Annotated in this window: 23 protein-coding genes; 18 read left to right on the top strand and 5 right to left on the bottom strand. The window is 65.3% G+C overall.

Features of this window, described 5'->3' with window-relative positions; all coding sequences use genetic code 11:
- Positions 1 to 74 precede the first annotated feature (74 nt).
- Positions 75 to 1,589, top strand: a complete 1,515-nt coding sequence (locus H7A76_RS12915; RefSeq protein WP_185698838.1) for an MFS transporter — start codon at positions 75 to 77, stop codon at positions 1,587 to 1,589.
- A gap of 3 nt (positions 1,590 to 1,592) precedes the next feature.
- Here H7A76_RS12915 and H7A76_RS12920 read toward each other — a convergent pair whose 3' ends face one another.
- Positions 1,593 to 2,504: an AraC family transcriptional regulator gene (locus H7A76_RS12920; RefSeq protein ID WP_185698839.1), complete on the bottom strand. Its 912-nt coding sequence runs from the start codon at positions 2,502 to 2,504 to the stop codon at positions 1,593 to 1,595.
- A gap of 104 nt (positions 2,505 to 2,608) precedes the next feature.
- Between H7A76_RS12920 and H7A76_RS12925 the strand changes: the two genes are divergently transcribed.
- From H7A76_RS12925 to H7A76_RS12960, 8 genes are all read left to right on the top strand, one after another.
- A complete protein-coding gene (locus tag H7A76_RS12925) occupies positions 2,609 to 3,169 on the top strand; it encodes a carboxymuconolactone decarboxylase family protein (protein WP_185698840.1) in 561 nt (186 codons plus the stop codon).
- A 47-nt stretch (positions 3,170 to 3,216) separates the two neighbouring features.
- Complete coding sequence (locus tag H7A76_RS12930; protein WP_185698841.1) at positions 3,217 to 4,281, top strand: acyl-CoA dehydrogenase family protein; 1,065 nt, start codon at positions 3,217 to 3,219, stop codon at positions 4,279 to 4,281.
- Positions 4,278 to 5,117, top strand: a complete 840-nt coding sequence (locus H7A76_RS12935; RefSeq protein ID WP_185698842.1) for an ABC transporter ATP-binding protein — start codon at positions 4,278 to 4,280, stop codon at positions 5,115 to 5,117. Before H7A76_RS12930 ends, H7A76_RS12935 begins: the two co-directional genes overlap by 4 nt.
- A complete protein-coding gene (locus tag H7A76_RS12940) occupies positions 5,083 to 6,282 on the top strand; it encodes an ABC transporter substrate-binding protein (RefSeq protein WP_185698843.1) in 1,200 nt (399 codons plus the stop codon). Before H7A76_RS12935 ends, H7A76_RS12940 begins: the two co-directional genes overlap by 35 nt.
- Positions 6,282 to 7,043 (top strand): ABC transporter permease, encoded by a 762-nt coding sequence (locus H7A76_RS12945; RefSeq protein ID WP_185698844.1) that lies wholly within the window; start codon positions 6,282 to 6,284, stop codon positions 7,041 to 7,043. The genes H7A76_RS12940 and H7A76_RS12945 overlap by 1 nt, the downstream gene beginning before the upstream one ends.
- 98 nt (positions 7,044 to 7,141) lie before the next feature.
- Positions 7,142 to 7,726, top strand: coding sequence for a TetR/AcrR family transcriptional regulator (locus H7A76_RS12950; RefSeq protein ID WP_185698845.1), 585 nt, complete (start codon positions 7,142 to 7,144; stop codon positions 7,724 to 7,726).
- A gap of 116 nt (positions 7,727 to 7,842) precedes the next feature.
- Positions 7,843 to 8,703 carry an NAD(P)-dependent oxidoreductase gene (locus H7A76_RS12955; RefSeq protein ID WP_185698846.1) on the top strand — a complete coding sequence of 287 codons (861 nt, stop codon included), beginning with the start codon at positions 7,843 to 7,845 and terminating at the stop codon, positions 8,701 to 8,703.
- Between the two features lie 92 nt (positions 8,704 to 8,795).
- Positions 8,796 to 9,998, top strand: a complete 1,203-nt coding sequence (locus H7A76_RS12960; protein WP_185698847.1) for an MFS transporter — start codon at positions 8,796 to 8,798, stop codon at positions 9,996 to 9,998.
- Here the strand turns inward: H7A76_RS12960 and H7A76_RS12965 are convergent.
- From H7A76_RS12965 to H7A76_RS12980, 4 genes are all read right to left on the bottom strand, one after another.
- Complete coding sequence (locus H7A76_RS12965) at positions 9,974 to 10,759, bottom strand: type 1 glutamine amidotransferase domain-containing protein (protein ID WP_185698848.1); 786 nt, start codon at positions 10,757 to 10,759, stop codon at positions 9,974 to 9,976. The two genes, H7A76_RS12960 and H7A76_RS12965, sit on opposite strands and share 25 nt — an antisense overlap.
- A gap of 170 nt (positions 10,760 to 10,929) precedes the next feature.
- Complete coding sequence (locus tag H7A76_RS12970) at positions 10,930 to 11,769, bottom strand: metal-dependent hydrolase (protein WP_185698849.1); 840 nt, start codon at positions 11,767 to 11,769, stop codon at positions 10,930 to 10,932.
- Positions 11,770 to 11,801: 32 nt separating this feature from the next.
- Complete coding sequence (locus tag H7A76_RS12975) at positions 11,802 to 12,701, bottom strand: SDR family NAD(P)-dependent oxidoreductase (protein WP_185698850.1); 900 nt, start codon at positions 12,699 to 12,701, stop codon at positions 11,802 to 11,804.
- Positions 12,688 to 14,256, bottom strand: a complete 1,569-nt coding sequence (locus H7A76_RS12980; protein WP_185698851.1) for an NAD(P)/FAD-dependent oxidoreductase — start codon at positions 14,254 to 14,256, stop codon at positions 12,688 to 12,690. Before H7A76_RS12980 ends, H7A76_RS12975 begins: the two co-directional genes overlap by 14 nt.
- A gap of 265 nt (positions 14,257 to 14,521) precedes the next feature.
- On the opposite strand from H7A76_RS12980, the gene H7A76_RS12985 reads away from it, so the two are divergent.
- From H7A76_RS12985 to H7A76_RS13025, 9 genes are all read left to right on the top strand, one after another.
- Positions 14,522 to 15,517, top strand: coding sequence for an alpha/beta fold hydrolase (locus tag H7A76_RS12985; protein ID WP_185698852.1), 996 nt, complete (start codon positions 14,522 to 14,524; stop codon positions 15,515 to 15,517).
- A gap of 291 nt (positions 15,518 to 15,808) precedes the next feature.
- Complete coding sequence (locus H7A76_RS12990; protein WP_185698853.1) at positions 15,809 to 17,086, top strand: alkane 1-monooxygenase; 1,278 nt, start codon at positions 15,809 to 15,811, stop codon at positions 17,084 to 17,086.
- A 155-nt stretch (positions 17,087 to 17,241) separates the two neighbouring features.
- Positions 17,242 to 17,733 carry an alkane oxidation protein activator PraA gene (praA, locus tag H7A76_RS12995; protein WP_185698854.1) on the top strand — a complete coding sequence of 164 codons (492 nt, stop codon included), beginning with the start codon at positions 17,242 to 17,244 and terminating at the stop codon, positions 17,731 to 17,733.
- A 134-nt stretch (positions 17,734 to 17,867) separates the two neighbouring features.
- The gene (gene praB, locus H7A76_RS13000) at positions 17,868 to 18,374 is read left to right on the top strand and encodes an alkane oxidation protein activator PraB (RefSeq protein ID WP_185698855.1); all 507 of its coding nucleotides are present in this window, start codon (positions 17,868 to 17,870) and stop codon (positions 18,372 to 18,374) included.
- Between the two features lie 122 nt (positions 18,375 to 18,496).
- Entirely contained in the window at positions 18,497 to 19,942 is a 1,446-nt protein-coding gene (locus tag H7A76_RS13005; protein ID WP_185698856.1) for an outer membrane protein transport protein, read from the top strand.
- Positions 19,943 to 20,210: 268 nt separating this feature from the next.
- The gene (locus tag H7A76_RS13010; protein ID WP_185698857.1) at positions 20,211 to 22,760 is read left to right on the top strand and encodes an acyl-CoA dehydrogenase; all 2,550 of its coding nucleotides are present in this window, start codon (positions 20,211 to 20,213) and stop codon (positions 22,758 to 22,760) included.
- Between the two features lie 30 nt (positions 22,761 to 22,790).
- Positions 22,791 to 24,143, top strand: coding sequence for a 3-oxoacyl-ACP reductase (locus H7A76_RS13015; protein ID WP_185698858.1), 1,353 nt, complete (start codon positions 22,791 to 22,793; stop codon positions 24,141 to 24,143).
- Between the two features lie 3 nt (positions 24,144 to 24,146).
- A complete protein-coding gene (locus tag H7A76_RS13020; RefSeq protein WP_185698859.1) occupies positions 24,147 to 25,037 on the top strand; it encodes a MaoC/PaaZ C-terminal domain-containing protein in 891 nt (296 codons plus the stop codon).
- The coding region (locus tag H7A76_RS13025; RefSeq protein WP_185698860.1) for an acetyl-CoA C-acetyltransferase at positions 25,037 to 26,098 on the top strand (1,062 nt) is incomplete at its 3' end. The genes H7A76_RS13020 and H7A76_RS13025, both read left to right, overlap by 1 nt.

Below are 26,098 nucleotides of genomic sequence, written 5' to 3' on the forward strand. Positions count from 1 at the left end.
TGACGTGGCGGTCATGTCAATGCATAAAACGCAGTAATAGCATCACAGGCTCACTGGATTTCGAGCCTGGTCCCATGTCTTCTCCCTCAGCTACCGATCGTTACTGGATCTTGTTCGCGGTCTGCGCCGCCGGTCTGATCCTGCCCCTGGAGTACACCGGCCCGGCCATGGCCTTGCCCGCCATCGAGCAAGCCCTAGGCGGCGGCCCGGTGGCCCTGGCCTGGGTGATCAACGCCTTCGCCCTGAGCTTCGGCAGTTCGGTGATGCTGGCCGGAACCCTGGCCGATCGCTACGGGCGCAAGCGCGTCTTCGTCCTGGGCATGGCCGGTTTCACCGCGTTGTCGCTGCTGATCGGCTTCTGCCGCGAGGTCTGGCTGCTGGATCTGTTGCGGGGCTTGCAAGGATTCGCGGCGGCCCTGGCCATGGCCGCCGGCGCTGCGGCCCTGGCCCAGGCGTTCGAAGGTCGGGCCCGGACCCGGGCCTTCAGCCTGCTGGGCAGCGCCTTCGGCCTGGGCCTGGCCTCCGGGCCGGTAATTGCCGGGGCCCTGGTACAGCTAGCGGGCTGGCAATCGATCTTCCTGCTGGGGGCGGTGATAGGTGGCGCGGTGCTGATCTTCGGTGTACCGCGTATGCAAGAGAGCCGCGACCCCGGAGCCCAGGCACTGGACAAGTCAGGCATCTTCACCTTCAGCACCTTCCTGGTATCGCTCACGTTCGCCATCATGCAGATCCCCCAGGATGGCCTCGGTAGCCTGCGGGTCCTGGGCCTGTTGGTGGGCGCAGCACTGAGCCTGGGGGTGTTCATCCACATCGAGTTGCGGCACCGGCGGCCAATGCTGGACCTGAGCCTGTTCGGTTACCGACGGTTCATCGGGATCCAGCTGTTGCCGGTGGCGACCGCCGTGTGCTTCATCGTCCTGCTGATTCTCCTGCCATTGCGCCTGATCGGCATCGAAGGCCTGGGCCCCTGGCGTGCCGGGGCGATGATGATCGCCCTGTCGGCGCCGATGGCGCTGGTGCCGTTCGTGGCGGGCCTGCTGGTTCGCTGGTGCAGCGCGGCCAGCCTGTCGTGCCTGGGCCTGGTGATCGCTGCCGGCGGCCTGCTCTGGTTGAGCCAAGTGCCTGTGGGGCAGCCGGCCATGGCGCTGCTCTGGCCGCTGCTGGTGATCGGCATCGGCACCGGCCTGCCCTGGGGGCTGATGGATGATCTGTCGGTCAGTGTGGTGCCGGTGGAGCGGGCCGGGATGGCTACGGGCATCTTCACCACCCTGCGCGCCTGCGGTGAAGCGATCTGCGTGGCGGCCGGCCTGGCCTTGCTCAAGGCCCTGCTCGTCGGCGGATTGGCCAACGGCTTGCCGGGATATGACCCAAGTGCCGTGGCGGCTGCGGCCACCGCCCTGGCCATGGGGGATGGGGCCGTGCTGCCGGCGCTGGCCGATGCGTTGTCGCAGCCCTTGCTGTGGCAGCTCTATAGCCAGGCTTTCGCCCAGTTGCTGCAGGTAATGGCCGCCATCACCCTGGTCGCGGCGTGCTGTTGCGCCCTGGCCTTGCGCCAGCCACGGTCGCTGGGTTGCCCGAGCCGCTCCTGAGGCTCAACGTCCTTCATGCTGCTTGCGATAGGCCCCCGGTTGCAGGCCCACGGCCTTGGTGAAGGCTCGGGTGAAGGCGGCGATGGACTGGTAACCGACGGCGGCGCCGGCTTGTTCAACGGTCTGGTTGGCCTTGAGCAGTTGGCAGGCATGGCGCATGCGCAAGGCCAGCAGGACCTGCCCCGGTGATTGCCCGGCCAGTTCGTTGAAGCGCTTGAAGAACGCCGAGCGCGACAGGCCGGTGAGGGCCGCCATGCTTTCCAGGGGCCAGGGCTGGCCGGGATGCTGGATCAACTGCTCGAGCAACGACGCGAAGGCCGGGTGCCGGGCCAGCGCCACCAGGCCACCCAGGTCCTGGCGATCATTGACTTGCTGGCGCAGCACATACAGGAACAGCAAGTGGCTCAGGCGCTCCAGCAGGGCGGCGGATGGTGCGGGGTCGCGCCGGCATTCCTCGAGAATCAGCTGGAACAGGGCCCGGGCCGCGGCGAGCGATGGATCGCCGGCGCGCAGCACGATCCAGCCGGGCAAGCCCTCGATGATCAGCGACGACAGCCCGGACTTGAAGTGGAAGAAACCGCACACCAGTCCGACCCCATCCTGGGCGCCCAGGTCCAGGGCGGCCATGGGCAGGCGTGGCAACTGCTGCGCCTGGGAGGCTTGCTGCGCGCTGGACAACCGGTAGTCCAGGTCCTGCAACAGGAACACCGCATCACCAGCTTCCAGGCGCTCCGCCTGGGACAGCCCGTCGATATGCAGCCAGCAGTGCCCCTGCACGATCAGGTGGAAACTGGCCCGGGCCAGGCCCTGGGTACTGGCATGCCAGCCGCCGCAGTAGCGTCCGACGTGGAACAGGCTGGCGTCCAGCTCCAGGCCTTCTAATAACCAATCAACCATTGGGTTCGACGAAATCATCTAAGGGAAATACTCAGGAGCAAGTAATCGCTACTTTAGAATATGGATCGGAATTCTTATAACCAACAGACTTGACGCACACCTACACAGCAGGAGTCCACTCCATGTCCCGCGTCACTCTACACACCTTGTCCAGCGCTCCAGAAGCGGCCCGGCCATTCCTGGAAAACGCCCAGAAGAACTCAGGCTACATTCCCAACCTGCTGGGCATCCTGGCCAATGCCCCGGCTGCCCTGGAAACCTATGTCACGGTCTCGGGACTCAACGCCAAGTCCGAACTGAGCCTGGCCGAGCGTGAAGTGGTGCAATTGATTGCCGCGACCACCCATGGTTGCGATTTTTGTGTCGCAGGTCATACCGCCGTGGCCCTGAACAAGGCCAAACTCGCCGATCCGGTGATCAGCGCCCTGCGTGAGCAGAGCACCTTGCCCGAGGCCCGGCTGGAGGCCCTGGCGGCCTTCGCCCGGGAAGTCATCGCCACCCGGGGCAAGGTCAGCGACCAGCGTTACGCCGAATTCAAGGCCGCAGGATACAGCGAAGGCAATGCCCTGGAGGTGATCCTGGGCATCAGCCTGGCGACCCTGTGCAACTTCGCCAACGTGTTCGCCGGTACTGAACTGAACCCCGAGCTGGCCAAGTATCGCTGGTCCGCGCAAGGTCAATGAGCCAGGGCGCCGGCAGGTTGGCGGCGCCTTTTTCAAGGAGAAATCACATGCTCGATACGCAATTGAGTCAATGGCTGGATGCCCAGGCCCAGGCACTGGACCTGGGGCAATGCGACCCGCAGTCGGTGCTCGCCCAGCTGGCGGCCGGTGGCGTGCTACGGATCGGCATCGACCAGGAACTGGGGGGAAGCGGCGGCGACCTGACCGATACCCTGGAGGCCATGGCCGAAGTGGCCAGTCATTCCCTGGCGGCAGCGTTCGTCTGCTGGGGCCAGCGGGCCTTCATCGAGTACTTGCTGCACAGCCCCAACCAGGCCCTGCGCGAGCGCCTGTTGCCAGCGCTGCTCAGTGGCGAGCTGGCCGGTGCCACCGGGCTGTCCAACGCCATGAAGTACCTCTCCGGAATCGAGGCCCTGCAGGTCCGCGCCCGTGACCAGGAACACGGCTGGAGCCTGAACGGGCGCCTGCACTGGGTCACCAACCTGCGCAGGAGCGGGTTCGTGGTGGCCGCAGCGGTGGAACGCGAGGAGGGTGGTGCGCCCTTGATCCTGGCGATCCCCGATGCCTTGCCGGGCCTGCAACGTTCCGACGACCTGCAACTGATGGGCCTGCAATCGAGCAACACCGCGGCCCTGGACCTGGAGCAGGTGCAGCTCACCCGCGACTGGCTGCTGCACGACGATGCCCGGGTGTTCCTGCCGGCGCTGCGCCCGGGGTTCCTCGGCTTGCAATGCGCCTTGTCCATTGGCCTGGCGCGCCGGGCCCTGGCCGAAGTCGAGAGCCACCTGGGGCAGCGCTCGATACTCCAGGAGCCTCTGCAGCAGCAACGCCAGGCGCTGGAGCAGAGCGTCACGCAGCTCAAGGCCGGCCTGCTCGATGGTCGCTTCCTCGGCCAGCCTGCGGCGCTGTTCCGGGTGCGCATCGCCCTGGCCGAAGCCACTGCCAGTGCCGTGCAGCTGGAGTTGCAGGCCAGTGGCGGCAAGGCCTATCTGTGCGAGCACGGCAGTGGCTTCGCCCGGCGCTGGCGCGAGTCGGCGTTCGTGCCCATCGTCACCCCGAGCCTGGTGCAATTGCGCGCCGAGCTGCAACGCCAGGCGCGGAACGTTGCATGAGCGGCCTGTTGAACGCCCGGCAGGTGAGCCTGGGGTACCACGGGCCGGATGGCTGGCACTCGGTACTGGAAGACTTCGACCTGCAGTTGCAAGCCGGGGAAGTGGTCTCGGTACTGGGGCCCAGCGGCGTCGGCAAATCCAGCCTGCTGCGGGTCCTGGCCGGTTTGCAGGCACCGCACAAGGGCCAGGTGAGCCTGGCCGGCGAGGCGCTGGAAGGCCCCCATCCACGGGTTGCGGTGGCGTTCCAGGACCCGAGCCTGCTGCCCTGGCTGAACCTCGAGCACAACGTCGCCTTTGGCCTGGACTTCGCCCGCCAGCCGCACCTGAGTGCCCGCCAGCGCCAGGAGCGCATCGACCAGGCCATCGCCGATGTCGGCCTGGAACATGCGCGCCAGCGCTACCCGGCGCAGTTGTCGGGCGGCATGGCCCAGCGTACCGCGCTGGCCCGCTGCCTGGCCCGTCAACCCCAGGTGCTGTTGCTGGACGAGCCCTTCGGCGCCCTGGACGAGGTGACCCGGGCCGACATGCAGCAACTGCTGCTCCAGGTGATCGGCCAGCACCGCACTGCGGCGCTGCTGATCACCCACGATATCGACGAGGCCCTGCTGCTGTCCGACCGGGTGCTGCTACTGGGTAACAGCCCGGCGCACATCCTCGGCCAGTGGCGCATCGACCTGCCGGCTCCGCGCGCCGAACGGATCGAGGAACTGGGCGCCTTGCGCATCGAGATTCTCAAGACCCTTCGGCGGGCGAGCCGCACCCCCCTCAATTCCCCTTTGCCTGCACCGTCGGAGATTGACCATGTGCCTGGACGACTTCACCCACACGCGTCGTGACTTCCTCAAACTCAGCGCGCTGCTGACCGCCGGTGGTGCCTTGCCGCTGCTCAACAGCCTGCAGGCTCGCGCGGCCCTGGAGCCGGATGCGCCGGTGCGCATCGGTTACCTGCCGATCACCGATGCCACGCCCTTGTTGGTCGCCCACAACAACGGCCTGTTCGAGGCCGAGGGCATCAAGGCCGAACGCCCGGTGCTGTTACGCAGCTGGGCCCAAGTGATCGAGGCGTTCATTTCCGGGCAGGTCAACGTCATCCACCTGCTGTCGCCGATGACCGTCTGGGCCCGCTACGGCAGTCAGGTGCCGGCCAAGGTGGTGGCCTGGAACCATGTCGGCGGTTCCGGCCTGACCGTGGCTCCCGGCATCACCGAGGTCCGGCAGTTGGCGGGGCAGTCCCTGGCGATTCCGTTCTGGTACTCGATCCACAACGTGGTGCTGCAGCAGCTGCTGCGCGACAACGGCCTGGTGCCGGTGAGCAAGGCCGCGGGCAGCGCCCTGGGCGCCAATGAGGTCAACCTGGTGGTGCTGCCGCCGTCGGACATGCCGCCGGCCCTGGCCAGCAAGCGCATTGCCGGCTACATCGTCGCCGAGCCCTTCAATGCCCTGGCCGAGGAACTCAAGGTCGGCCGGGTACAACGCTTCACCGGCGATGTCTGGCGCAACCACGCCTGCTGCGTGGTGTTCATGCACGAGCAAGACTTGAACCACCGTCCCGAGTGGTCGCAGAAGGTGGTCAACGCCATCGTCAAGGCCCAGCTCTGGACCCGCGAGCACCGCGCCGAAGCCGCCCGATTGCTGTCCAAGGACGGCAGCAACCGCTACACCCCCCACGCGCCCCAGGTGCTGGACCGGGTGTTGGCGCCAGCCGCCACGGACCGCGAGGCTTACCTGGCCAGTGGAGCGATCCGCAATGGCCAATGGGATGAGCAGCGCATCGATTTCCAGCCGTATCCGTTCCCCAGCTACACCGAGGAACTGGTCAAGCGCCTGAAGGACACCTTGATCGAAGGCGACAAGGGTTTCCTTGCCGCTCTCGACCCCCAGCACACCGCCCGGGACCTGGTGGACGATCGCTTCGTGCGCAACGCCATCGCCAGCGTCGGCGGGCTCAAGGCTTTCGGCCTGGCCGATAGCTTCGAGCGCAGTGAGGAGTTCGCCCCTTGATGGACAAGCGACCTTCCTCCCTGGGGCATTGGGGCCTGGGGCTGGCCGGGCTGGCGAGCCTGTTGCTGGGCTGGTGGCTGGGCGTGCACCTGGCGGGTGACGATGGACTGGCGGCACGCTTCTCTCCCGAGGCGACGTTCGCCAGCCTGTTCGAGCTGCTGGGGCAACCCCAGGTGTACGAGCATGCCTGGGTGAGCCTCAAGCGGATCCTGGTGGGGCTGCTGCTGGCCCTGTTGATCGGCGTGCCCCTGGGCTTGCTGGTGGGCAGCTATCGGCACCTGGAGGCGGCCACCACCCCGGCGTTCCAGTTCCTGCGGATGATCTCGCCGCTGTCCTGGATGCCGGTGGTGGTGATGCTGATGGGCGTGGGCGACCAGCCGATCTATTTCCTGCTGGCGTTCGCCGCCCTGTGGCCGATCCTGCTCAACACCGCGGCCGGAGTACGGCAACTGGACCCGCGCTGGCTGCAACTGAGCCGCAGCCTGAGTGCCACGCGCTGGGAAACCCTGCACAAGGTGATCCTGCCGGGGGTGCTGGGGCATGTACTGACCGGCGTGCGCCTGGCCATCGGCATCCTGTGGATCGTGCTGGTGCCGTGCGAGATGCTCGGGGTCAGCGCCGGCCTGGGATATTTCATCCTCGATACCCGCGATCGCCTGGCCTACTCGGAACTGATGGCCATGGTGCTGTTGATCGGCGTCCTCGGCTTTGTCCTCGATGCCCTGGCCCGGAACCTGCATCGGCGCTGGGTCCACGCTTGAAACCAGCTCGCCGCCCTGGAGTCCCCCTCCGGGGCGGTTGACGAACAGCGCTTGTACCTCTAAATTGTGGAACGTTCATTCCAGAAAAGGTACTTGCCGTGCGTCCCAAGGAGTTCGACCCCGACCAGATCGCCGATGCGGCCATGCAGGTGTTCTGGCAGCGCGGGTATGCCGCCACCTCGATCCAGGACCTGGTGGAGGGCACTGGCCTGAGCCGCAGCAGCCTGTACAACGCCTTCGACAGCAAGCACGGGCTGTACACCTGCGCGCTCAAGCGCTACCAGCAACTGACCACGGCTAACGTCGAGCTGCTGGCCGAAGACGCTCCGGCCCCGGAGCTGGTCCGGCGCCTGTTGATGAAGATCGTCGACAACGAACTGCAAGACGCCCAGCGCCTGGGCTGCCTGGCGGCCAATGCCGCGCTGGAGGTCGCCGGGCAGGATCCGCTGGTGGCGCAACTGGTGGCGCAGAACTTCCAGCGTATCGAGGCCGCCCTGGAGCGGCTGTTGCGCCGCGGCCAGGAGCAGGGGCAGGTCGCCGCGCACAAGGATCCCCGGGCCCTGGCCAGCTTCGTGGTATGCACCGTCCAGGGCCTGCGGGTACTGGGCAAGGGCAGTTTGCCGCAGGAGCGCCGCCGGCGTTTGCTGGATGTGGTGGAAGTCGCCCTGGCCAGCCTGGACTAGCTCCCCAGGCTGCGAACCATGGGCAAGACTGATCGGCCATCCGCTGGAATGGCCGGTTTTTTTACCCTGTATTGGAATGATCATTCCATTAATTGCTGAGACCGGAGAAATCGAAGATGACCAAGCAATTGCGTTCCGTGGCTGTACTGGGTATCGGCATCATGGGCGCCGCGGTGGCGCGCAACCTGCAACGCCAGGGGTTCGCCGTGCGGGCCTGGAACCGCACGCCGCACAAGGCCCAGGCGCTGGCAGCCGATGGGGTCCGGTTTTGCACGCAGGCGAGCGAAGCCGTAGGCGGGGCCGAGGTGATCATCACCCTGCACAAGGACGGGCCGGCGGTGCTGGCAGCCATGGAGCAGGCCGCCAGTGGCTTGCAACCGGGCACGTTGTGGCTGCAGATGGCCACGGTCGGCGTCCAGGCCTGCGCCGAGCTGGAGGCGTTTGCCCGGGCCCGGGAGCTGGTGTTCTACGACGCACCGGTACTGGGTACCCGGCAACCGGCGGAGCAGGGACAACTGCTGGTGCTGGGGGCGGGGCCCGAGGCGCACCGGATCGCGCTGCAGCCACTGTTCGATGCCATTGCCAAGCGGGTGCTGTGGGCCAGTGAGCAGCCCGGCGGCGCCAGCCGCTTGAAGTTGGCCCTCAACAGCTGGGTCCTGGCCTTGACCCACGGTGCGGCGGAAAGCCTGGCCCTGGCCAAGGGGCTGGGCGTGGATCCGGCGCTGGTGGTGGAGCTGGTGACGGGGGGGCCGCTGGACAGCGGTTATTTCCAGGCCAAGACCGCCGCCATGCTCAATGACGACTACCGTCCGAGCTTCACCCTGGCCAACGCCCTGAAGGACGCCCAATTGATGGTGGCCGCGGCGCAGCAGGCCGGGGTCAGGGTGGACCTGGCCGAGGCCGGCATCCAGCGTTTCCAGCGTGCACTGGACCTGGGCCACGGCGACAAGGACATGGCCGCCTCCTACCTGGCCTGAGCCTGCTGTTCCAATCGATCCTGAGCGTGTACAGGCGCGGTCCGACCGTGCCTGGCGGCGCTTTGTTCTCTTCTTGCGTGAGTACCTTGCGGATGACTATCCACCCACCTGTACCGGCCGTTGCCAGCCGGCTGCCGGTCTGGCGCCTGCTGGCCCTGACCCTGGCCGGCTTCATCGCCATCGTTACCGAGACCCTGCCTGCCGGGCTGCTGCCCCAGATCAGCACTGGCCTGGCCATCGACCCGGCCATGGCCGGGCAGTTGATCAGCGTCTATGCCCTGGGCTCGGTGGTGGCGGCCATTCCGTTGATCGCCGCGACCCGCAGCTGGCGGCGCCGCCCATTGCTACTGCTGGCCATCGGCGGCTTGCTGCTGTGCAACAGCCTCACGGCGCTTTCGACTGATTACGGCTTGACCCTGGTCGTGCGGTTCGCCGCCGGCATGGCTGCAGGGCTGATCTGGGGCTTGCTGGCCGGCTACGCTCGGCGCCTGGTGGTCCCGGCGTTGCAGGGGCGGGCCCTGGCGGTGGTCGGGGTGGGCCAGCCGCTGGCCCTGTGCCTGGGCGTACCCCTGGGCACCTGGCTGGGCAGCTGGATGGATTGGCAACGGGTGTTCTGGGGCCTGTCGCTGTTGGCCCTGGGACTGTGGATCTGGGTGCGCCTGGCGGTGCCCGACCATCCAGGCCAGCGGGCCGAGCGACGCCAACCGGTGCTGGAGATTTTCCTCACGCCGGGGATTGCCCAGGCGCTGCTGGTGATCTTCGCCTGGATCCTGGCGCACAACATTCTCTACACCTACATCGCCCCATTCCTCGAGTTCCTGGGGCTGTCCGGCGCCCTGGACCGGGCCTTGCTGCTGTTCGGCCTGGCCTCGCTGCTGGGCATCTGGGGCACCGGGCTGCTGGTGGACCGCTGGTTGCGCGGGCTGACCCTGTGCAGCCTGGCCGGCTTCGCCCTGGCGTCGTTGCTCCTGGGGATCGGCGCCGAACAGCCGTGGTTGGTATGGCCGGCCATCGTCGCCTGGGGCCTGACCTTCGGGGGCGCGCCGACCCTGCTACAGACAGCGGTGGCGGATGCTGCCGGGGAGGGTGCCGAGGTCGCCCAGTCGATGCTGGTGACCCTCTTCAACCTGGGGATCGCCGGCGGCGGTGTGGTGGGCGGCCTGCTGCTGCAACGCCATGGCGCAGGGTCGTTCCCCTGGACGATGGCGGCGCTGGCCGTGGTGGGGCTGGTGCTGGTCTGGAGCGCCCACCGGCATGCCTTCAAGCCCGGTCAGCGGCTGGCCTGCAGCGGCTGAGGCGCGGTCGCGCGCGCTTGCTGCAACAGCGTCACCCACTCGTTGGCGAAACGATGGCAATCCCCGGGCCAGCGGGCGGTCAGCAGGTTGCCGTCACGGACCACGAAACCGCGCTCGGGATGCTCCGCCGAGTCGCGCCGGGGCAGCAGCGGGCCGCGCAGGAAGTCCGCCGGGCTGGCCAGCACCGCCTTGATTTCGTGCTCGACGCAGTGGTCGTAGGTGCGGTAGTAGCGGCCCAGCCATGGCGCGGTGACGATCCAGGCCAGCAGCTCCATGGGGCCGGCCAGCAAGGCGGTGACCTTGCGTCCGTAGAGCACCGAGCGTCCGCTTTGCGGATCGATGCAGCGGGCCAGGGCCAGGGGCCCATGGCAGACCGCTGCCACCGGTCTGTCGGTCTGGAAGAACGCCAGGATGATTCGCCGTACCTGCGCCGATTCCAGCAGGCTGCGCATGCCCCGGGCATGACCGCCGGGGATCAGCAGCCCTTCGAACGCCTGCGGGTCGACCTCGGCATACCCCAGGGGGTTGCGAAAGGCCGGGTCGCGGGTCATCTGCCGGTAGTGCTGGAGATCTGCCGCGCGGGTCATCAGCACGGGGTCGAGCGGGCCGAAACCTATACTCACCAGCCGCGCATCGGCATAGGCTGGCATTCCCAGCGGCGTGGCGAAGCAGGCCTCGAAGCCGGCGGCGCGGGCGGCCTGCCAGGGCAGGCTGCTTTCGGTGGGGTCGTAACCCAAGTGGGGCAGCAGGATCAAGAACATGGCGCAGGCTCGCGGCACACAAGGTCCGCTGCAGATTAGCAGGCGGCTGGCGGGGCGTAGCTGGATGCCGGCGGCTGCCTTGCATCAAGGTTGTCCGGCGGCTGGCCGGATGAGTACCGGCAGCCAGGGGCGCTGCCGGCGGATGGTCGATCGAGGGTGGTCGGTCCACGTCACTTGGTCGCTGCGGCGCGAGTCTGCTGGATGTCCTGCACCAGGCCATCGATGCGTTGCAGTTGGTGGCGGTTGTCATGGTCCCAGGGGTGAAAGCCCGGCTTGAAGTACTGCAGCCAGGGCAGGGCGATCCGTGGGAACACCCCCTTGGGGCCGTACAGGTACTTGATCACCTGCCACATTCCGCGCCAGTGGCCGCCGCGCTTGCGATCGGCGATCAACATGCGCACATGGAAATCGAACACCACCAGCCAGAAGGTCAGGGTGGTGAACAGCATGGTGCCGGTACGGATCAGGTAGCGCTTGGGCCCTGGCTTGAGCACGGTGTTCCACACGTCATAGGCCACCGCCTTGTGCTCGGTTTCCTCCAGGGCGTGCCATTGCCACATCTGCCGGTAGCCTTCGACCGAAGCGCCGAAACGGCTGGGGTCGCGCAGCAGCAGGTCGGCGAGAATCGCCGTGTAGTGCTCCAGGGCGATGGTCAGGGCCAGGTTGAACGCCGGTGCGAAATGCTTCTTCTGGAAGTCGAGGATCATCCGCAACCGTCGGTCCAGCAGGTGGGCCGGCAAGCCGGCGTCCTGCAGCAGGTCGTTGTAGTGCTGGTGTTCGCGGCTGTGCATGGCTTCCTGGCCGATGAAGCCATGGATCTGGCGCTTGAGCTCGGGGTCGTGGATGCGCTCGCGGTAGTGGCGCACGCTGTCCATGAAGAACAGCTCGCCGGAAGGAAACAGCAGGGACAGGGCATTGAAGAAATGGGTCACGTGGCTGCCTTGTTCGTGCCAGTCGCAAATGCGTTCGGCAGGCAGTTCGACCTGGATGTCGCGGCGGATGGGCAGCATGGCTGTCGCTCCTCTAGACAGGGCAAGGCGGCCTAGAGGCCGCGCTCGTCCTGGGGTTCGTAGACGGGTGCGCGTTGCTTGCCAGGCTTGGGCGCCATGCGCCGGCTGGCCCACACCACCAGCGCCTGGTAGGCGCTGGGCAACAGGCGGATGAACAGGTCGAGAACATGCGCGTCGCGGCCGATCAGCACCCGCCGCTTGTTCTTGCGCACGCCCAGCAGGATCACCTTGGCCGCGGTTTCTGCCGAGGTGATGAACAGTTTCTCGAAGTCGTCGCGGGCCTGTTGTTCGTTGTCGATCAGGAAACCCTTGACGTTGTCGCTGATGCGGCTGGTGCGAGCGATCTCGGTACGGATACCGCCCGGATGCACGCAGGTGGCCGAGACCCCGTTGCCTTGCAGGTCCAGTTCCTGGCGCAGGGATTCGGTAAAGCCGCGCACGGCGAACTTGGTGGCGTTGTAGCCGCTCATGCCCGGTTGCGAGAACAACCCGAACACGCTGGAGGTATTGATGACGTGGCCTTCGCCCGCCTGCTTGAGGTAGGGCAGGAAGGCCTGGGTGCCGTGCACCACGCCCCAGAAGTTGACGTCGACGATCCACTCCAGGTCCGCCAGGCTCGAGCCTTCGACGGTGCTCGACAGGGCCACGCCGGCGTTGTTGAAGATCAGGTTGATCTGGCCATGCTCGGCGGCGCTGGCGGCGGCCCAGGCGAACATCGCGTCACGGTCGCCGACGTCCAGTTCCTGGCTGCTGATGCGCAACGGCAACAAGGTGGCGGCGCGGGCCTGGGCCACGGTCTGGGCCAGGCCCTGGGGGTTCTTGTCGGCCAGGGCCAGGTGGCAGCCCTCCCGGGCCAGGGCTACGGCCAGGGCGCGGCCCATGCCCGAGGCGGCGCCGGTGATGGCGGCGACTTTACCGTTAAAGTTCTTCATGGGTGGCGGCCTCTTGCAGGTTCAGTGGGCGCGCGATGACCGGCGCGCTGGCGACAGCGGCAGCCGGGAGGCGGCTGGCCAGGTAGTCCTGCAGCTCAAAGTGCTGCACGGCCTTGCGAAAGCTCAAGGTGGAGCCGGGCCAGAGCGTGGTGTTCTGCCCGCTGCGCGGATCCAGGTACCAGCTGCGGCAACCGCCGGTGGACCAGATGGCCCCGGCCAGGCGTTGTTGCAGGCGCTGGTTGTACTGGCGCTCGACGTCGGCCTTGACCTCCAGGGTGCCGATGCCCTCCTGGCGCATCCGTTCCAGGGCCTTGAGGATGTAGTCCACCTGGGCCTCGATCATCAGGATCATCGAGTTGTGCCCCAGCCCGGTGTTGGGACCGATGATCATGAACAGGTTGGGGAAGCCCGGCAGGCAGGTGCCCAGGTAGGCGTGGGCACCGCGGGACCAGTAGTCCATCAGGTCCTGGCCACGCCGGCCGAAGAGCAGGCCGTGGGGCAGCGGGTCGGTGGCCTGGAAGCCGGTGCCGAAGATGATGCAGTCCACTGGATGGCGATTACCGTCGGCGGTGACCACGGCATCGGCCTCGATCCGCTCGATGGCTTCGCTGACCACGCCGACGTTGCCCCGGGACAACGCCGGGTAGTAGTCGTTGGAAATCAGGATGCGCTTGCAACCGATGGTGTAGTCGGGGGTCAGGCGCTGGCGCAGCAGAGGGTCGGGCACCTGTTTGCGCAAATGGCGCAGGGCCACGCGCTGCACCACCTTCATCAGTTTTGGCCGCTGGGCAAAGGCGATCACCCGGCTTTCCAGGACCCAATACAGCGCCGAACGGGCCAGGCGCTGGGTGAAGGGCAGGTGCTTGAAGGCCCAGCGCTCCAGGGTGCCGAGCTCCCGGTCGGGCTTGGGCATGATCCACGGCGGGGTGCGCTGGAACAGCTTGAGCTGGGCCACCCGCGGGGCGATCTTGGGCACGAACTGGATCGCGCTGGCCCCGGTGCCGATCACGGCCACCCGCTTGCCTTGCAGCGAATAGCGATGGTCCCACTGCTGGGAGTGGAAGCGCTTGCCGGTGAAGTCCTCCAGCCCAGGGATGTCCGGGATCGCCGGGCGCGACAGGCCGCCCATGCCGGACACCAGGACCCGCGCGCTGACCCGGCGGCCATTGTTGAAGCGCAGTTGCCAACGCTCGCGGTCCTCATCGAACACGGCCTGTTCCAGGCCCATGTTGAAGCGCAGGTAGGGCGCCAGGGCGAAATCCTGGGCGCAGGTCTCCAGGTATTCGCGGATTTCCGGTTGCGGGGCGAATTGCCGGGTCCAGTTCGGGTTGGGGGCGAAAGAAAAGGAATAGACATGGGATTGCACGTCGCAGGCGCAGCCCGGGTAGTGGTTGTCGCGCCATGTCCCCCCCAGGGTGGCGGCCTGTTCGGCGACGAAGAAATCCGTGATTCCGCTCTGCTTGAGCTTGATCGCCATGCACAAGCCGGCAAAGCCGGCGCCGATGATGGCGATGTCGACGACCTCGGGGCCGTCGGGTGGCGAGTACGCATTCATGGTGTGTACCTCGATTGTAGTGACGCTTGGGTGACTTTCGTCGGTGGCTGAAAACTCAGGATTGCACAATTTAAAATAATGTTTTAAAAATTAATTTAAATAAATCGCCTGGAAATGTCACCTGTGCCCGTCGCCTGTGGATTTGCGGGCCCATCCGAGCTGACGCGGATGGGATTCCACAGCCGCTACCAGGCCAGGGCGACAAGCCGGGCCGGATCATTGATCCGGTTGCCGCGCAAGACAGGTCAGCTCAAGGGGGCATGGTATGGAATGGCTGGTAGCGGCGACGGTGTTCCTGGTGGTCAGTGTGGTGCTCTGGCTCGTGAGTTTTCGTATCGACCGCAAGATAGAAAGCCAGGTACCGATCAACGGACGCTTCCTTGAGGTCGGCGGCGAGCGCTTGCATTACACCGATGAGGGCAGGGGGCCGGTACTGCTGATGATTCATGGCCTGTCCGGCTGCGCACGCAACCTGACCCATTCCCTGGCGCCACAGCTGCGCGAGCAGTTCCGCGTCATCACTCTTGATCGCCCCGGCTCCGGTTATTCCACCCGCCGTCGTGGGGCGCCAGCGGATTTGCCGGCCCAGGCCAGTCTGATCGCCAGATTCATCCGGACCCTGGATCTTGGGCAACCTCTGGTGCTTGGCCATTCCCTGGGCGGCGCCATTGCCTTGTCGCTGGCGCTGAATCACCCGCAGTCTGTGTCGGGGTTGGTCCTGGTGGCGCCCCTGACCCACCCGCAACGAATGTTGCCCTTGGTGTTCCTGTCCCTTGGCGTGCGGCCGGCCTTGCTGCGCCGCTGGATGTCACTGACGTTGGCCGCGCCCATGGCCATGCTCGGGCGCCACAAGCTGGTCAAGGCGGTATTCGCCCCGGACCCGGTGCCAGAGGACTTCGACGTGCGTGGCGGTGGCTTGCTGGGCATGCGTACGAGCAACTTCTATAACGCCTCCAGCGAGATTGCCGTGGTCAACCGGGCCTTGATCGACATGGTCAAGCATTACCCGAGCCTGAAGCTGCCGGTGGGCCTGATCTACGGCTCCAGGGACCCGGTCCTGAGCTACCGCAGGCATGGCGAGTCAATGGTCGGCAAAGTGCCGGGCCTGGCGCTGGAGATCGTTCAAGGTCGCGGGCACATGTTGCCCATTACCGCGGTCGAACGGGTGGTCGCCATGATCCGGCACGTTGCCGGGCAGGCCGGGCCGCAGCGTAGCGCGACCATACTGCATCCGCCGTTCGCGGCATCACGAGCAGGCTAGGGGCGTGGTGCGGGGTGCTTTCGGGGGCCCGGCGACGACTTTGGCAGCAGCTGTAACTGCTTTATGGGCGACATTCAGAACAGACTGAAAAAATAGTTGACGAGCTATCGAATCCGCGCTATTTCTTTTAAAAAAATGTTTTGAATGTTTTTTTTGAAAGTGCAATTGAGTGGTTAAAATAATGAAAATACCGCCATTTCACGCTTCATCTTCATTCATTCACGCTTCGGACAGCGCTGATGCGCTTTCCTTTATAGCATCCTTGTCCACTGCCATCCTGCGGAGGCTGCCATGAGTATTTCAGTGGCGGCACCTCAAGTCTGGACCGATGGCAAGCGTCACTTGTGGTGGCTGGGTACCTTGCCCATGATCACCCCCTTGTTGTCTGGAGTGTTCGCGCTCCTTACCGGAATCCAGCTGTCCTGGTGGATCGGAGTATTGGTGATCTTCGGCCTGATCCCCTTGATCGACGGTCTGATTGGCGAAGACACCAGCAACCCGCCTGAATCCGCCGTTCCAGACCTGGAAAAACAACCCTACTACCGTTTCATCGTCTACAGCTGCGCCGTGCTCTCGGTGTTGTCCCTGATAGTCACCGCCTGGATGGCGGTCCATGGGGTGGACTGGATCATGGCCGGGGGCCTGGTCCAGCTGAGCGAACAGCTGCACCTGCAGGGCGGCCTGGCGAACTTCGCGGCATTCGTTACCGAACGTTCGCAATTGCACGGCAGCGTGACCTGGTTCACCTACCTGGGCATGGCCATGTCCACCGGGGCGGCCACTGGCATCGCCATCAACATCGCCCATGAGCTGGGGCACAAGAACCTGCCGATGGCCAAGTTCCTGGCCAAGCTTGCCCTGGCCTCGACCTTCTATGGACACTTCTTCGTCGAGCACAACCGCGGGCACCATGTCCGCGTGGCCACACCGGAAGACCCCGCCAGTTCGCGTCTCGGCGAGTCGTTCTGGAGCTTCCTGCCTCGCACCGTCTGGTTCAGCCTGCGTTCGGCCTGGCACCTGGAGAGCGAGCGGTTGCGCAAGCAGGGTCTGCCAACCCTGCACTGGAAAAACACCGTGCTCAGCTCCTGGGCCTACAGCGCGGTGCTGTGGGGCGTGCTGATCGCCTGGCTGGGCGCTGCGGTGATCCCGTTCCTGGTGATCCAGGGCATCTACGGTTTCTCCCTGCTGGAGGTAGTGAACTACGTGGAGCACTACGGCCTGCTGCGTCAGAAACAGGCCAACGGTCGCTACGAGCGCTGCTCGCCACGTCACTCCTGGAACAGCAACCGGATCGTCACCAACATCTTCCTGTTCCAACTACAGCGGCATTCGGACCACCATGCCAACCCGACCCGTGCGTACCAGGCCTTGCGCCACTTCGACGAGTCCCCGCAACTGCCCTACGGCTACGCCACCATGATCGTCTGGGCCTACGTCCCGTTCCTCTGGCGCCGGCTGATGGATCACCGGGTGCTGGCCCACTACTCGGGTGACGTGCGGCTGGCCAATATCCACCCGGCCAAGCGCGCCGAGATCCTCAAGCGTTACGGCTTCAACGCAACCGATTGAGATACCGCTTTTAGCTTTACTGCTCACCGCCTCAAGTGCTCGTGAACAGGTTGTGTTCGCCTGTGATTCGCCCCTTGAGCGGTGAGCAAAGCAAGACAGAAGTCCTTGAACACGTTGACCGACAACAACAATAAGCAACTGTAAGGAAGTCACGGATGTCTATCTCACCGCTATTCGCAGCCCGTCTGTTCGTGGTCCTGGTGGGGGTGTCGCTGATGGGCGCGGCCGAGGCCGCGCGTATCGAGCCAGCCAATACGCCGTTCACCGCCAAGGGCCCCATCAGTTTCGCCAAGAGCATCATCAACGCCGACTGCACCATCCAGGTCAGCGGCAAGGTCAGCGCCGACGGCAGCTATGCCAGTGTCGAGAAAGTCGATTTCAGCGGCGGGCTCAAGTGTGGCCAGGTCGAAGCCACGCACTTGCCCTGGAAGCTGGTCGCCAAGGATGAAACCAGCGGCGCCATGTCCGGTATCCGAGTCACGGTGCACGCACCCCTGGTGGGGGGCGAGTGCGGGCCGAGCACCGCCGAAGGCAGCTGGAACAACAGCACCGGCAAGCTCGAAGCGGCCCAGGTCAGCCTCGACGGCGGCTGCACCATCAAGACCGTATCGATCCAGATGCCACCCACGTTCCGGGTGGCGCCCTGAATCGACGGTGTACCTATAAAACGAATTGAAGATTTGGCTGGAAAGGGAAGCTCGGTCGTTGTTCTCCGCGTCGTCTCGTTCAGGGCCATTAACCCCCGGCGAATAAATCGCCATACATGTGAGGAAAAACAACAATGAAAGGCATCAAAACTCTCGTGTCCGCTACTGCTCTTTTCACCTGCCTGGGCGCTGCCTCCATGGCGAACGCTGCCAGCATCGTTTTCGATAGCGGAGCTACGAGCGGCAACTTCACCACTCCGGGCGGCAGCATCACCGTACGTTCGCCTTCGTCGTTTGGTGCAGCAGTAACCTGCGATATCAACTTCAGCGGCACCATCAACAACGGCGTGGCCAGCATCACGGGGGCGACTGTCAGTGGCAGCAATGCGCTGTGCAACTTGCCCAAGATCACCGGCTTGCCATGGCTCCTGAGCGCCTCCTCTACTACCGCCGGTACTGTGACCAACGTCGGCTACAGCATTTCGTTCTTCCCAGCCACCAACTGCGGTCCGACCACTATCAACGTGGCCTGGAGCAACTCCACCAATTCCATCAGCCTGAGCTCGCCTCAGTCTCTGGCCGGTGGTTGCACCGTTGATGTCCTGAACGCCAAGCCATCGCCAAAAGCGAAAGTGATTTAAGCATTCTCTGGAACCAAGGGCTGATCACCCGCTGAAGGACACCGCCTCGCAAGAGGCGGTGATCTGCAGACAAGGGCTGCCCTGCAGCGTCGGTTGCTATCGATAATAATAAGGAGTGGGGCATGGATAATAAGAAACAACAGCTGCGGGCCGCAGTAGCACTGGCCATATTGGGGAGTTTTGGCGCTATCGAGACCGTGCAGGCAGGCGGCTTCTCCACGCCCACCTATGGTGCTCCTGGATGGGGCCGGGCTTTTGGTGGTGGCTCGCTGTTCAAGAATGATCCCAGTGCGGCGTTCAACAACCCGGCGGCCATGGCGTTCATCGATCAGAACGTGGCCCAGATGACGGTCGACTATGCCCGCATCAAGATGAAATACAAGGGCGATGCCTACGACTATCAGGGCAACCCCGCAACTATCTTGCCGGTTGATAACAATGGTGTTCCCACCAGTGGCCCGGTGCCCCTGGATGGCAACGGTGGCCAGGGTGGCTTCACCGCCTGGTTGCCAACAGGTTTTATGGTGATGCCGATCAATGATCGGTTCGCCTTCGGTCTCAGCCAAGTGGTGCCCATGGGCATGCGTAGCACCTGGGATCAGAACAATTCCAAGATCCGCGATTTCGCGGTCGATACCAAGATCGAGACGGTGGGCCTGACCGGCTCGCTGTCTTTCAAGGTTCGCGACGATTTCTCCCTGGGTGCCGGTGTCATCGTCCAGCACAGCAAGGGCTTCGTCAGCCAGAACCTCAACCTTACCGGCGCAGCCGCAGTTTCCCCGGGACTAGGAGGAGCCCTCTTGCCGTCAGGAGTCGGGTCGAACCTGATGCGCGTCAAGGTGGATAACACCTCGGTGGGCTGGTTCACGGGTGTGGTATGGAAACCCACGGATCGCGACACTCTTGGCCTGAGTTATCACGCCAAGATCAAGAATAATATGAAAGGGAACTACAACATCTATGCCGATGGGTATGGGCGCAATGCTATGACAGCGCCCGTGATTAACGGGAAACCGCTGGTGGAAGCAGCTTATCCTGGCCTGACGCTGAACCCGGATGGTGCCAAAGCCTCGGCCAAGCTGGACATCCCGGCCACCATCGGCCTGGATTGGGTACATGTCTTCGATGATCGCTTCACCCTGGGTGCCAGCATGCTCTGGACCGAGTGGTCGTCATTCGAGGACCTGACCCTGAAGTCCCAGGGCAATACCCTGGTGTCGATCCCCTATAAGTACAAGAACATCATGATGTACTCCCTGGGTGGCGATTACCGGTTTACCGACCAGTTGACCCTGCGTGCCGGTGTGGCCTATGACCAGACTCCTACCCGGAACGAGACGCGTGACCCGCGTATTCCGGACAACGACCGCTGGTTCACTTCCCTGGGTTTTGGTTACGACATCAAGGCCATTCCCGGCCTGACCATCGACGGCGCCTACTCGCGGCAATTCGTCAAGGAAGCCAAGATCAAGACCCAGAACGTAGATCGTCTCGGTGCCTCGCGATTGGACGGCAAGGTCAACGCCAAGGGCGAGGTGGTCAGCCTTTCCGCGACTTATCACTTCTAAGGGCTGAACCTTGCAAGACACAACGGCAGCGCCAAAGGATTGCGCTGCTGTCGTTGGCTGAACGGGCCGTTCCAGGGCCCGTTTTCATTCATTTTTCCAACCCCCAGGCTGACTCCGTTCGGCCATTTCGTTTTGCTGAAATTCGTTAAATAAAAATTTCAAAATAAAATTTGAAACGCGCTTGGTTCCTTTGTAGTGTGGTTTCCGAGGGGCCGGCACAACGCCCGGGCTCCAAGGAGCTGTCTCGTTAGAACAAGAGAGGTATTCCATGATTGTCTGGTTATTGGTGGGAGTTGCCGCGGCGCTGGCCCTGGCGTATCGACAGGCGAGCGCGGCCCTGTGGCTGGGCGCCGGCCTGGTGTGGCTGGCGGCTGGTCATCTGCTGGGCCTGGTGGGCACCCTGGGGCTGGTCCTGGGCGTGTTGCTGGTGGTGCTGCCAGCGGCCCTGATGACGGTCAAGCCCCTGCGCCGTGTCTTGCTCACCAGCAAGGCCCTGGCGATGTTTCGCAAGATCATGCCGGCCATGTCCGATACCGAACGCGCGGCCATCGAGTCCGGCACCGTGTGGTGGGATGCCGAGCTGTTCAGCGGCAAGCCCGACTGGAAGCGCCTGCTGGGCGCCGCGCCGGCCAGCCTGAGCGCCGAGGAACAGGCGTTCATGGACAACGAAGTGGAAACCCTGTGCGACATGGCCAACGACTGGGAAACCACCCAGGTCTGGCAGGACCTGTCGCCCAAGGCCTGGCAGTACACCAAGGATGCCGGCTTCCTGGGGATGATCATTCCCAAGCAGTACGGCGGTAAGGGTTTCTCCCACTATGCCCATTCCCAGGTGGTGATGAAGCTCTCCACCCGCTGCTCGGCGGCGGCGATCTCGGTCATGGTGCCCAACTCCCTGGGCCCGGCCGAGCTGCTGCTGCACTACGGCACCGAGGCCCAGCGCCAGTACTACCTGCCGCGCCTGGCCCGTGGCGAAGACATTCCATGCTTTGCCCTGACCAGCCCCTATGCCGGTTCCGACGCCGGGGCCATTCCCGATACTGGCGTGGTCTGCAAGGGCCAGTTCGAGGGCCAGGAGGTCCTGGGCTTTCGTGTCACCTGGGACAAGCGCTACATCACCCTGGGGCCGATCGCCACCGTGCTGGGCCTGGCCTTTCGCGCCGAAGACCCGGACGGCCTGCTGGGCAAGAAGGGCAGCCTGGGCATCACCTGCGCACTGATTCCCACCACCCATCCGGGAGTGAATACCGGACGTCGGCATTGGCCGCTGAACGCGGTGTTCCAGAACGGCCCGACCACCGGCAAGGATGTATTCATTCCCCTGGAGTGGGTGATTGGCGGCGCGGCGCAGGTGGGCAACGGCTGGCGCATGCTGATGGAGTGCCTGGCCGCCGGTCGGGCGATTTCCCTGCCGTCGTCCAACGTCGGCCTGGGCAAGGTCGCGGTCCGTGGCACCACCGCCTATGCGGCGATGCGCAAGCAGTTCGGCCTGCCCATCGGCAAGTTCGAGGGCGTCCAGGCGCCCCTGGCGCGCATGTCCGGGCACCTGTACGCCTGTGATTCGGTGCGCCGGGTGTCGGTGGCCTCCCTGGATGCCGGCGAGAAACCCTCGGTGATCTCGGCCATCGCCAAGTACCACGTCACCGAGCGCGCGCGGATCATCGTCAACGACGGCATGGATATCGTCGCCGGCAAGGGCATCTGCATGGGGCCCAACAACTTCCTGGCCCGCGCCTACCAGCAGAGCCCGATCGCCATCACCGTGGAAGGCGCGAACATCATGACCCGCTGCCTGATCATCTACGGCCAGGGGCTGATCCGTTGCCATCCTTATGTGTTCCGCGAGATGGAGGCGGCTCGCGAGGCCGGGCGCAAGGGCCTGGAAGCGTTCGATAGCGCCATGTTCGGCCACATCAGCTTCGTCTTTGCCAACACCGTGCGCGCGGCCGTGCATGCGGTTACCGGCGGGCGCCTGATCAAGGCCCCGGGCAACACCGACAAGGCCCTGGCGCCTTACTACCGCCAGGTCGAGCGCCTGTCGGTGGTACTGGCCCTGGCCTCGGACATCTCCATGGGCGTGCTGGGCGGCGCGCTCAAGCGTAAGGAAAGCATCACCGGGCGCTTGGGCGACATCCTCTCCCAGCTGTACATCCTGTCCTGCGTGTTCAAACGCTTCGAGGACGACGGCCGGCCCCAGGCCGACCTGCCCCTGGTGCACTGGGCTGCCCAGGATGCACTGCTGCGAGCTCACGAGGCCCTGGCCGAGGTGCTGGAAAACTACCCGTCCAAGGCGGCGGCGCGGATCATTCGTGGCCTGAGCTTCCCGTTGGGCATCCCTCAGCGCAAGCCCAGCGATCATCTGCTGGCACAGGTGGCGGAACTGGTGCAGACCCCGGGCGCGACCCGCGACCGCCTGCTGGCCGACTCCTACATCCCGCAACCAGATATCGACAAGCTGGCCTACGGCGAACTGGCGTTCCGCCTGCAACCGCAGGTCGAGCTGATCGAGGCGCGACTCAAGCCGGCGATCAAGCAGGGCACCCTGGGGCCGCTGCCGATCTCCCGCGACGCCTTCGAGGTATGGCGGCTCAAGGCCCGGGAACTGCAATTGATCAGCCAGGACGAGGACGAGTTGCTCGACCGCTACGTGGAATACGGCGACCACGCGATCCAGGTAGACGACTTCCCGCAGGATTTCGGTCTGTTGGAGGCCTTGCAACAACGCCAGGCGCATTTCGAACAAAGCGCCAAGCCGGCCTCGCGCAAGCGCAGCGCCAGCAGCGAAGACGCGGTGACGGCCAGCGATTCGGCCTATTGATCTTCTACTGGTTTTGATTGGAATCCTTATATGTCCGACGGTTATCTTTCGTTCGTCAATTCCGGGTGGGGCCGTTGGCTGGCCCAGCGCACCGGCCTGCCACAACCGGTGCCGCTGCAGCGCAACCGCGAGGGGCAGGGCGGCAACCTGATCAACCCGGTGATCCTCGCTGCGGCGCCCGAGGGGCGCCTGCTGGGCGAGCTGCAACGGATCTTCGCCGCCACCGATATCGTGGCGGCGCAGGCCGCAAGCATCAACGCGCCCTCGACCGTGAAGGTCCAGGGCGTGGTGTTCGATGCCACCGGGCTGGGCGACGTCGCCCAGCTCGATGAGCTGTATCGCGTCTTCCATGCCAACGTCCGGCGCCTGACCGCCCATGGCCGGGTGCTGATCCTGGGGACGCCGCCGGAGCGTTGTACGGAACTGGCCCAGGCCGTGGCCCAGCGCGCGCTGGAAGGTTTCGTGCGCTCCCTGGGCAAGGAACTGCGCCGGGCCATCACCGTACAACTGCTGTATGTCGAGCCCGGTGCCGAAGCCGAGCTGGACAGCAGCCTGCGTTTCTTCCTGTCCCGGCGCTCGGCCTATGTCTCGGGCCAGGTGGTGCGCATCGGCGAACCGGTGGATGTGCCTCGGCAGCTGGATTGGGAGCGCCCCCTGGGAGGGCGCCGGGCCCTGGTTACCGGCGCCTGTCGCGGCATCGGCCTGGCCATCGCCAAGGTCCTGGCGCGCGAAGGCGCCCAGGTGGTGTGCCTGGACATCCCGCAGAGCGAGGCCGAGCTGCAACAGGCCGCCGCCAGCCTGGGTGGCAGCGCCCTGGCCCTGGACATCACCGCGGCCGATGCCGGCCAGCGCCTGCTGGCGTTCGTCGCTGAGCAGGGCGCTTTCGATATCGTGGTGCATAACGCCGGCATCACCCTGGACAAGACCCTGGCGAAGATGACCGAGGCCGCCTGGCGCAAGGTCATGGCCGTCAACCTGCAAGCGCCGTTGCTGCTCAGCCAGGCGCTGTTGGAGGGGCAGGGGCTCAATCCAGGCGGGCGGATTGTCTGCGTGTCGTCGATCTCCGGTATCGCCGGCAATCTCGGCCAGAGCAACTACGCCACCTCCAAGGCCGGGGTCATCGGCCTGGTCCAGGCCCTGGCGCCCCTGGCGGCCCGCCAGCAGATCACGGTCAACGGCGTGGCTCCGGGATTCATCGAAACCCAGATGACCGCGAAGATCCCGTTGATGATCCGCGAGGCGGGACGGCGGATGAACTCCATGTCCCAGGGCGGGCAGGCGGTGGATGTGGCCGAGACCATCGCTTGGCTGGCCCATCCGGCTTCCGGCGGGATCAATGGACAGGTGGTCCGCGTCTGCGGGCAAAGCCTGCTGGGAGCCTGAGCCATGAGCGCCGATTCCGCGATTCGCATCATCGAGCCGCCACCGTCCCGTGGCCAGTTGCTCTACGACGGCCTGCGCGGTTTGCGCAAGCCCAAGCTGGAGACTGCACCGCAGCTTCCTACCGAGCGCCTGGTGCGCCCGGCGGTGGAGCTGCAGGCGACGCAGGTCGCCCGTTATGCCCAGGCCTGCGGGTTCCGCCGCGAACATGGGGTGCCGCTGTCGTTCCCCCATACCCTGGCGTTTCCCCTGCATCTGTTGCTGCTCACCAGCCGGACCTTTCCCTATCCGGCCAGTGGCATGGTCCACCTGGCCAACCGCATTCGCCAGCATCAGCGCCTGGAGGAGGGCCAGGCCCTGCGCCTGGAAGTCTTTGCCGAACGCTGGGTGGCTCATCCCAAGGGCCAGGCCCTGTCCATCGCCACTCGTGCCTTCAGTGGCGGCGGTCTGGTCTGGGAGGGCGACAGCCTGTACCTGCGCCGGGGCGTCTCCGGCCCTGTGGGCGAACCCTGGGCGGGCGCGCTGGAGCTGGACGAACAGGCCCTGGTACGCACCCAACGCTGGAGCCTGGCCGGGGACCTGGGCCGGCGTTTCGCCAAGGTCAGCGGCGACTTCAATCCGATCCACACCTCCTGGCTGGGGGCGCGGCTGTTCGGTTTCCGCCGGCCCATCGCCCATGGCATGTGGACCCTGGGCCGGGCCCTGGCGGCACAACAACCACCGCATCCACTGGTTGCGGCGCAGCTGGATTGCGAGTTCAAGCTGCCCATCTTCCTGCCGGCCTCGGTGAGCCTGTGGAGTCGCGTGCCCGACGGCCCGCGCCATGAATTCGAAGTGCGCAACAGCGCGGGCGACAAGCCCCACATGCGCGGCCTACTGACCTGGGGAGCTCGGTAATGACTGAGTACAGTTTCAATCCGGCGCCGGTGCGCCGGGTGGCGATCATCGGTGGCAACCGGATTCCGTTCGCCCGTTCCAACACGGTGTACGCCAACGACAGCAACCAGGACCTGCTGGTGGCGGCCCTGCAAGGCCTGGTAGACAGGTACGGTCTTGCCGGACAACGCCTGGGGGAGTTCGCCGCGGGGGCGGTGATCAAGCATTCGCGGGACTTCAACCTGGCCCGCGAGTGCGTGATGTCCACCACGCTGTCGCCGCAGACCCCGGCCTATGACATCCAGCAGGCCTGTGGTACCGGGCTGGAGGCGGCGCTGCTGGTGGCCAACAAGATCGCCGTGGGGCAGATCGAGGTGGGGATCGCCGGGGGCTCCGACACCACCTCCGACGCGCCCATCGGCATCAACGAGGGCTTGCGTCGCACCCTGCTCGCGGCCAATCGCGCCAAGGGCACCGGTAACAAGTTGCGCAGCTTGCTCAAGGTGCGCCCGGGGATGTTCTTCAAGCCGTTGCTGCCGCGTAACGGCGAGCCGCGCACCGGCCTGTCCATGGGCGAGCACTGCGAAGAAATGGCCAAGCGCTGGCAGATCAAGCGCCTGGCCCAGGACGAACTGGCCCTGGCCAGCCACCAACGGTTGAATGCGGCCTACCAGCGGGGCTTTTTCGACGACCTGATGACGCCGTATCGCGGCCTTGCGCGGGACAACAACCTGCGCGCCGACGCCAGCCTGGAAAAGCTCGCCGGGCTGGGGCCGGCCTATGACCGCAACAACGGCACCCTGACGGCCGGCAATTCGACACCCTTGACCGACGGCGCCTCGGTGGTGCTGCTGGCCAGCGAGGAGTGGGCCGCGGCCAACAACCTGCCGGTGCTGGCCTACCTGCGCACCGGGGAGACCGCGGCGGTGAACTTCGTCGATGGCACCGAGGGCCTGCTGATGGCGCCGGCCTACGCGGTACCACGCATGCTGGCCCGGGAGGGGCTGGGGCTTGGCGATTTCGACTTCTATGAGATCCACGAAGCCTTCGCCGCCCAGGTGCTGTGCACCCTCAAGGCCTGG

The sequence above is a fragment of the Pseudomonas sp. MSSRFD41 genome, assembly GCF_014230245.1.
Taxonomy (GTDB): domain Bacteria; phylum Pseudomonadota; class Gammaproteobacteria; order Pseudomonadales; family Pseudomonadaceae; genus Aquipseudomonas; species Aquipseudomonas piscis.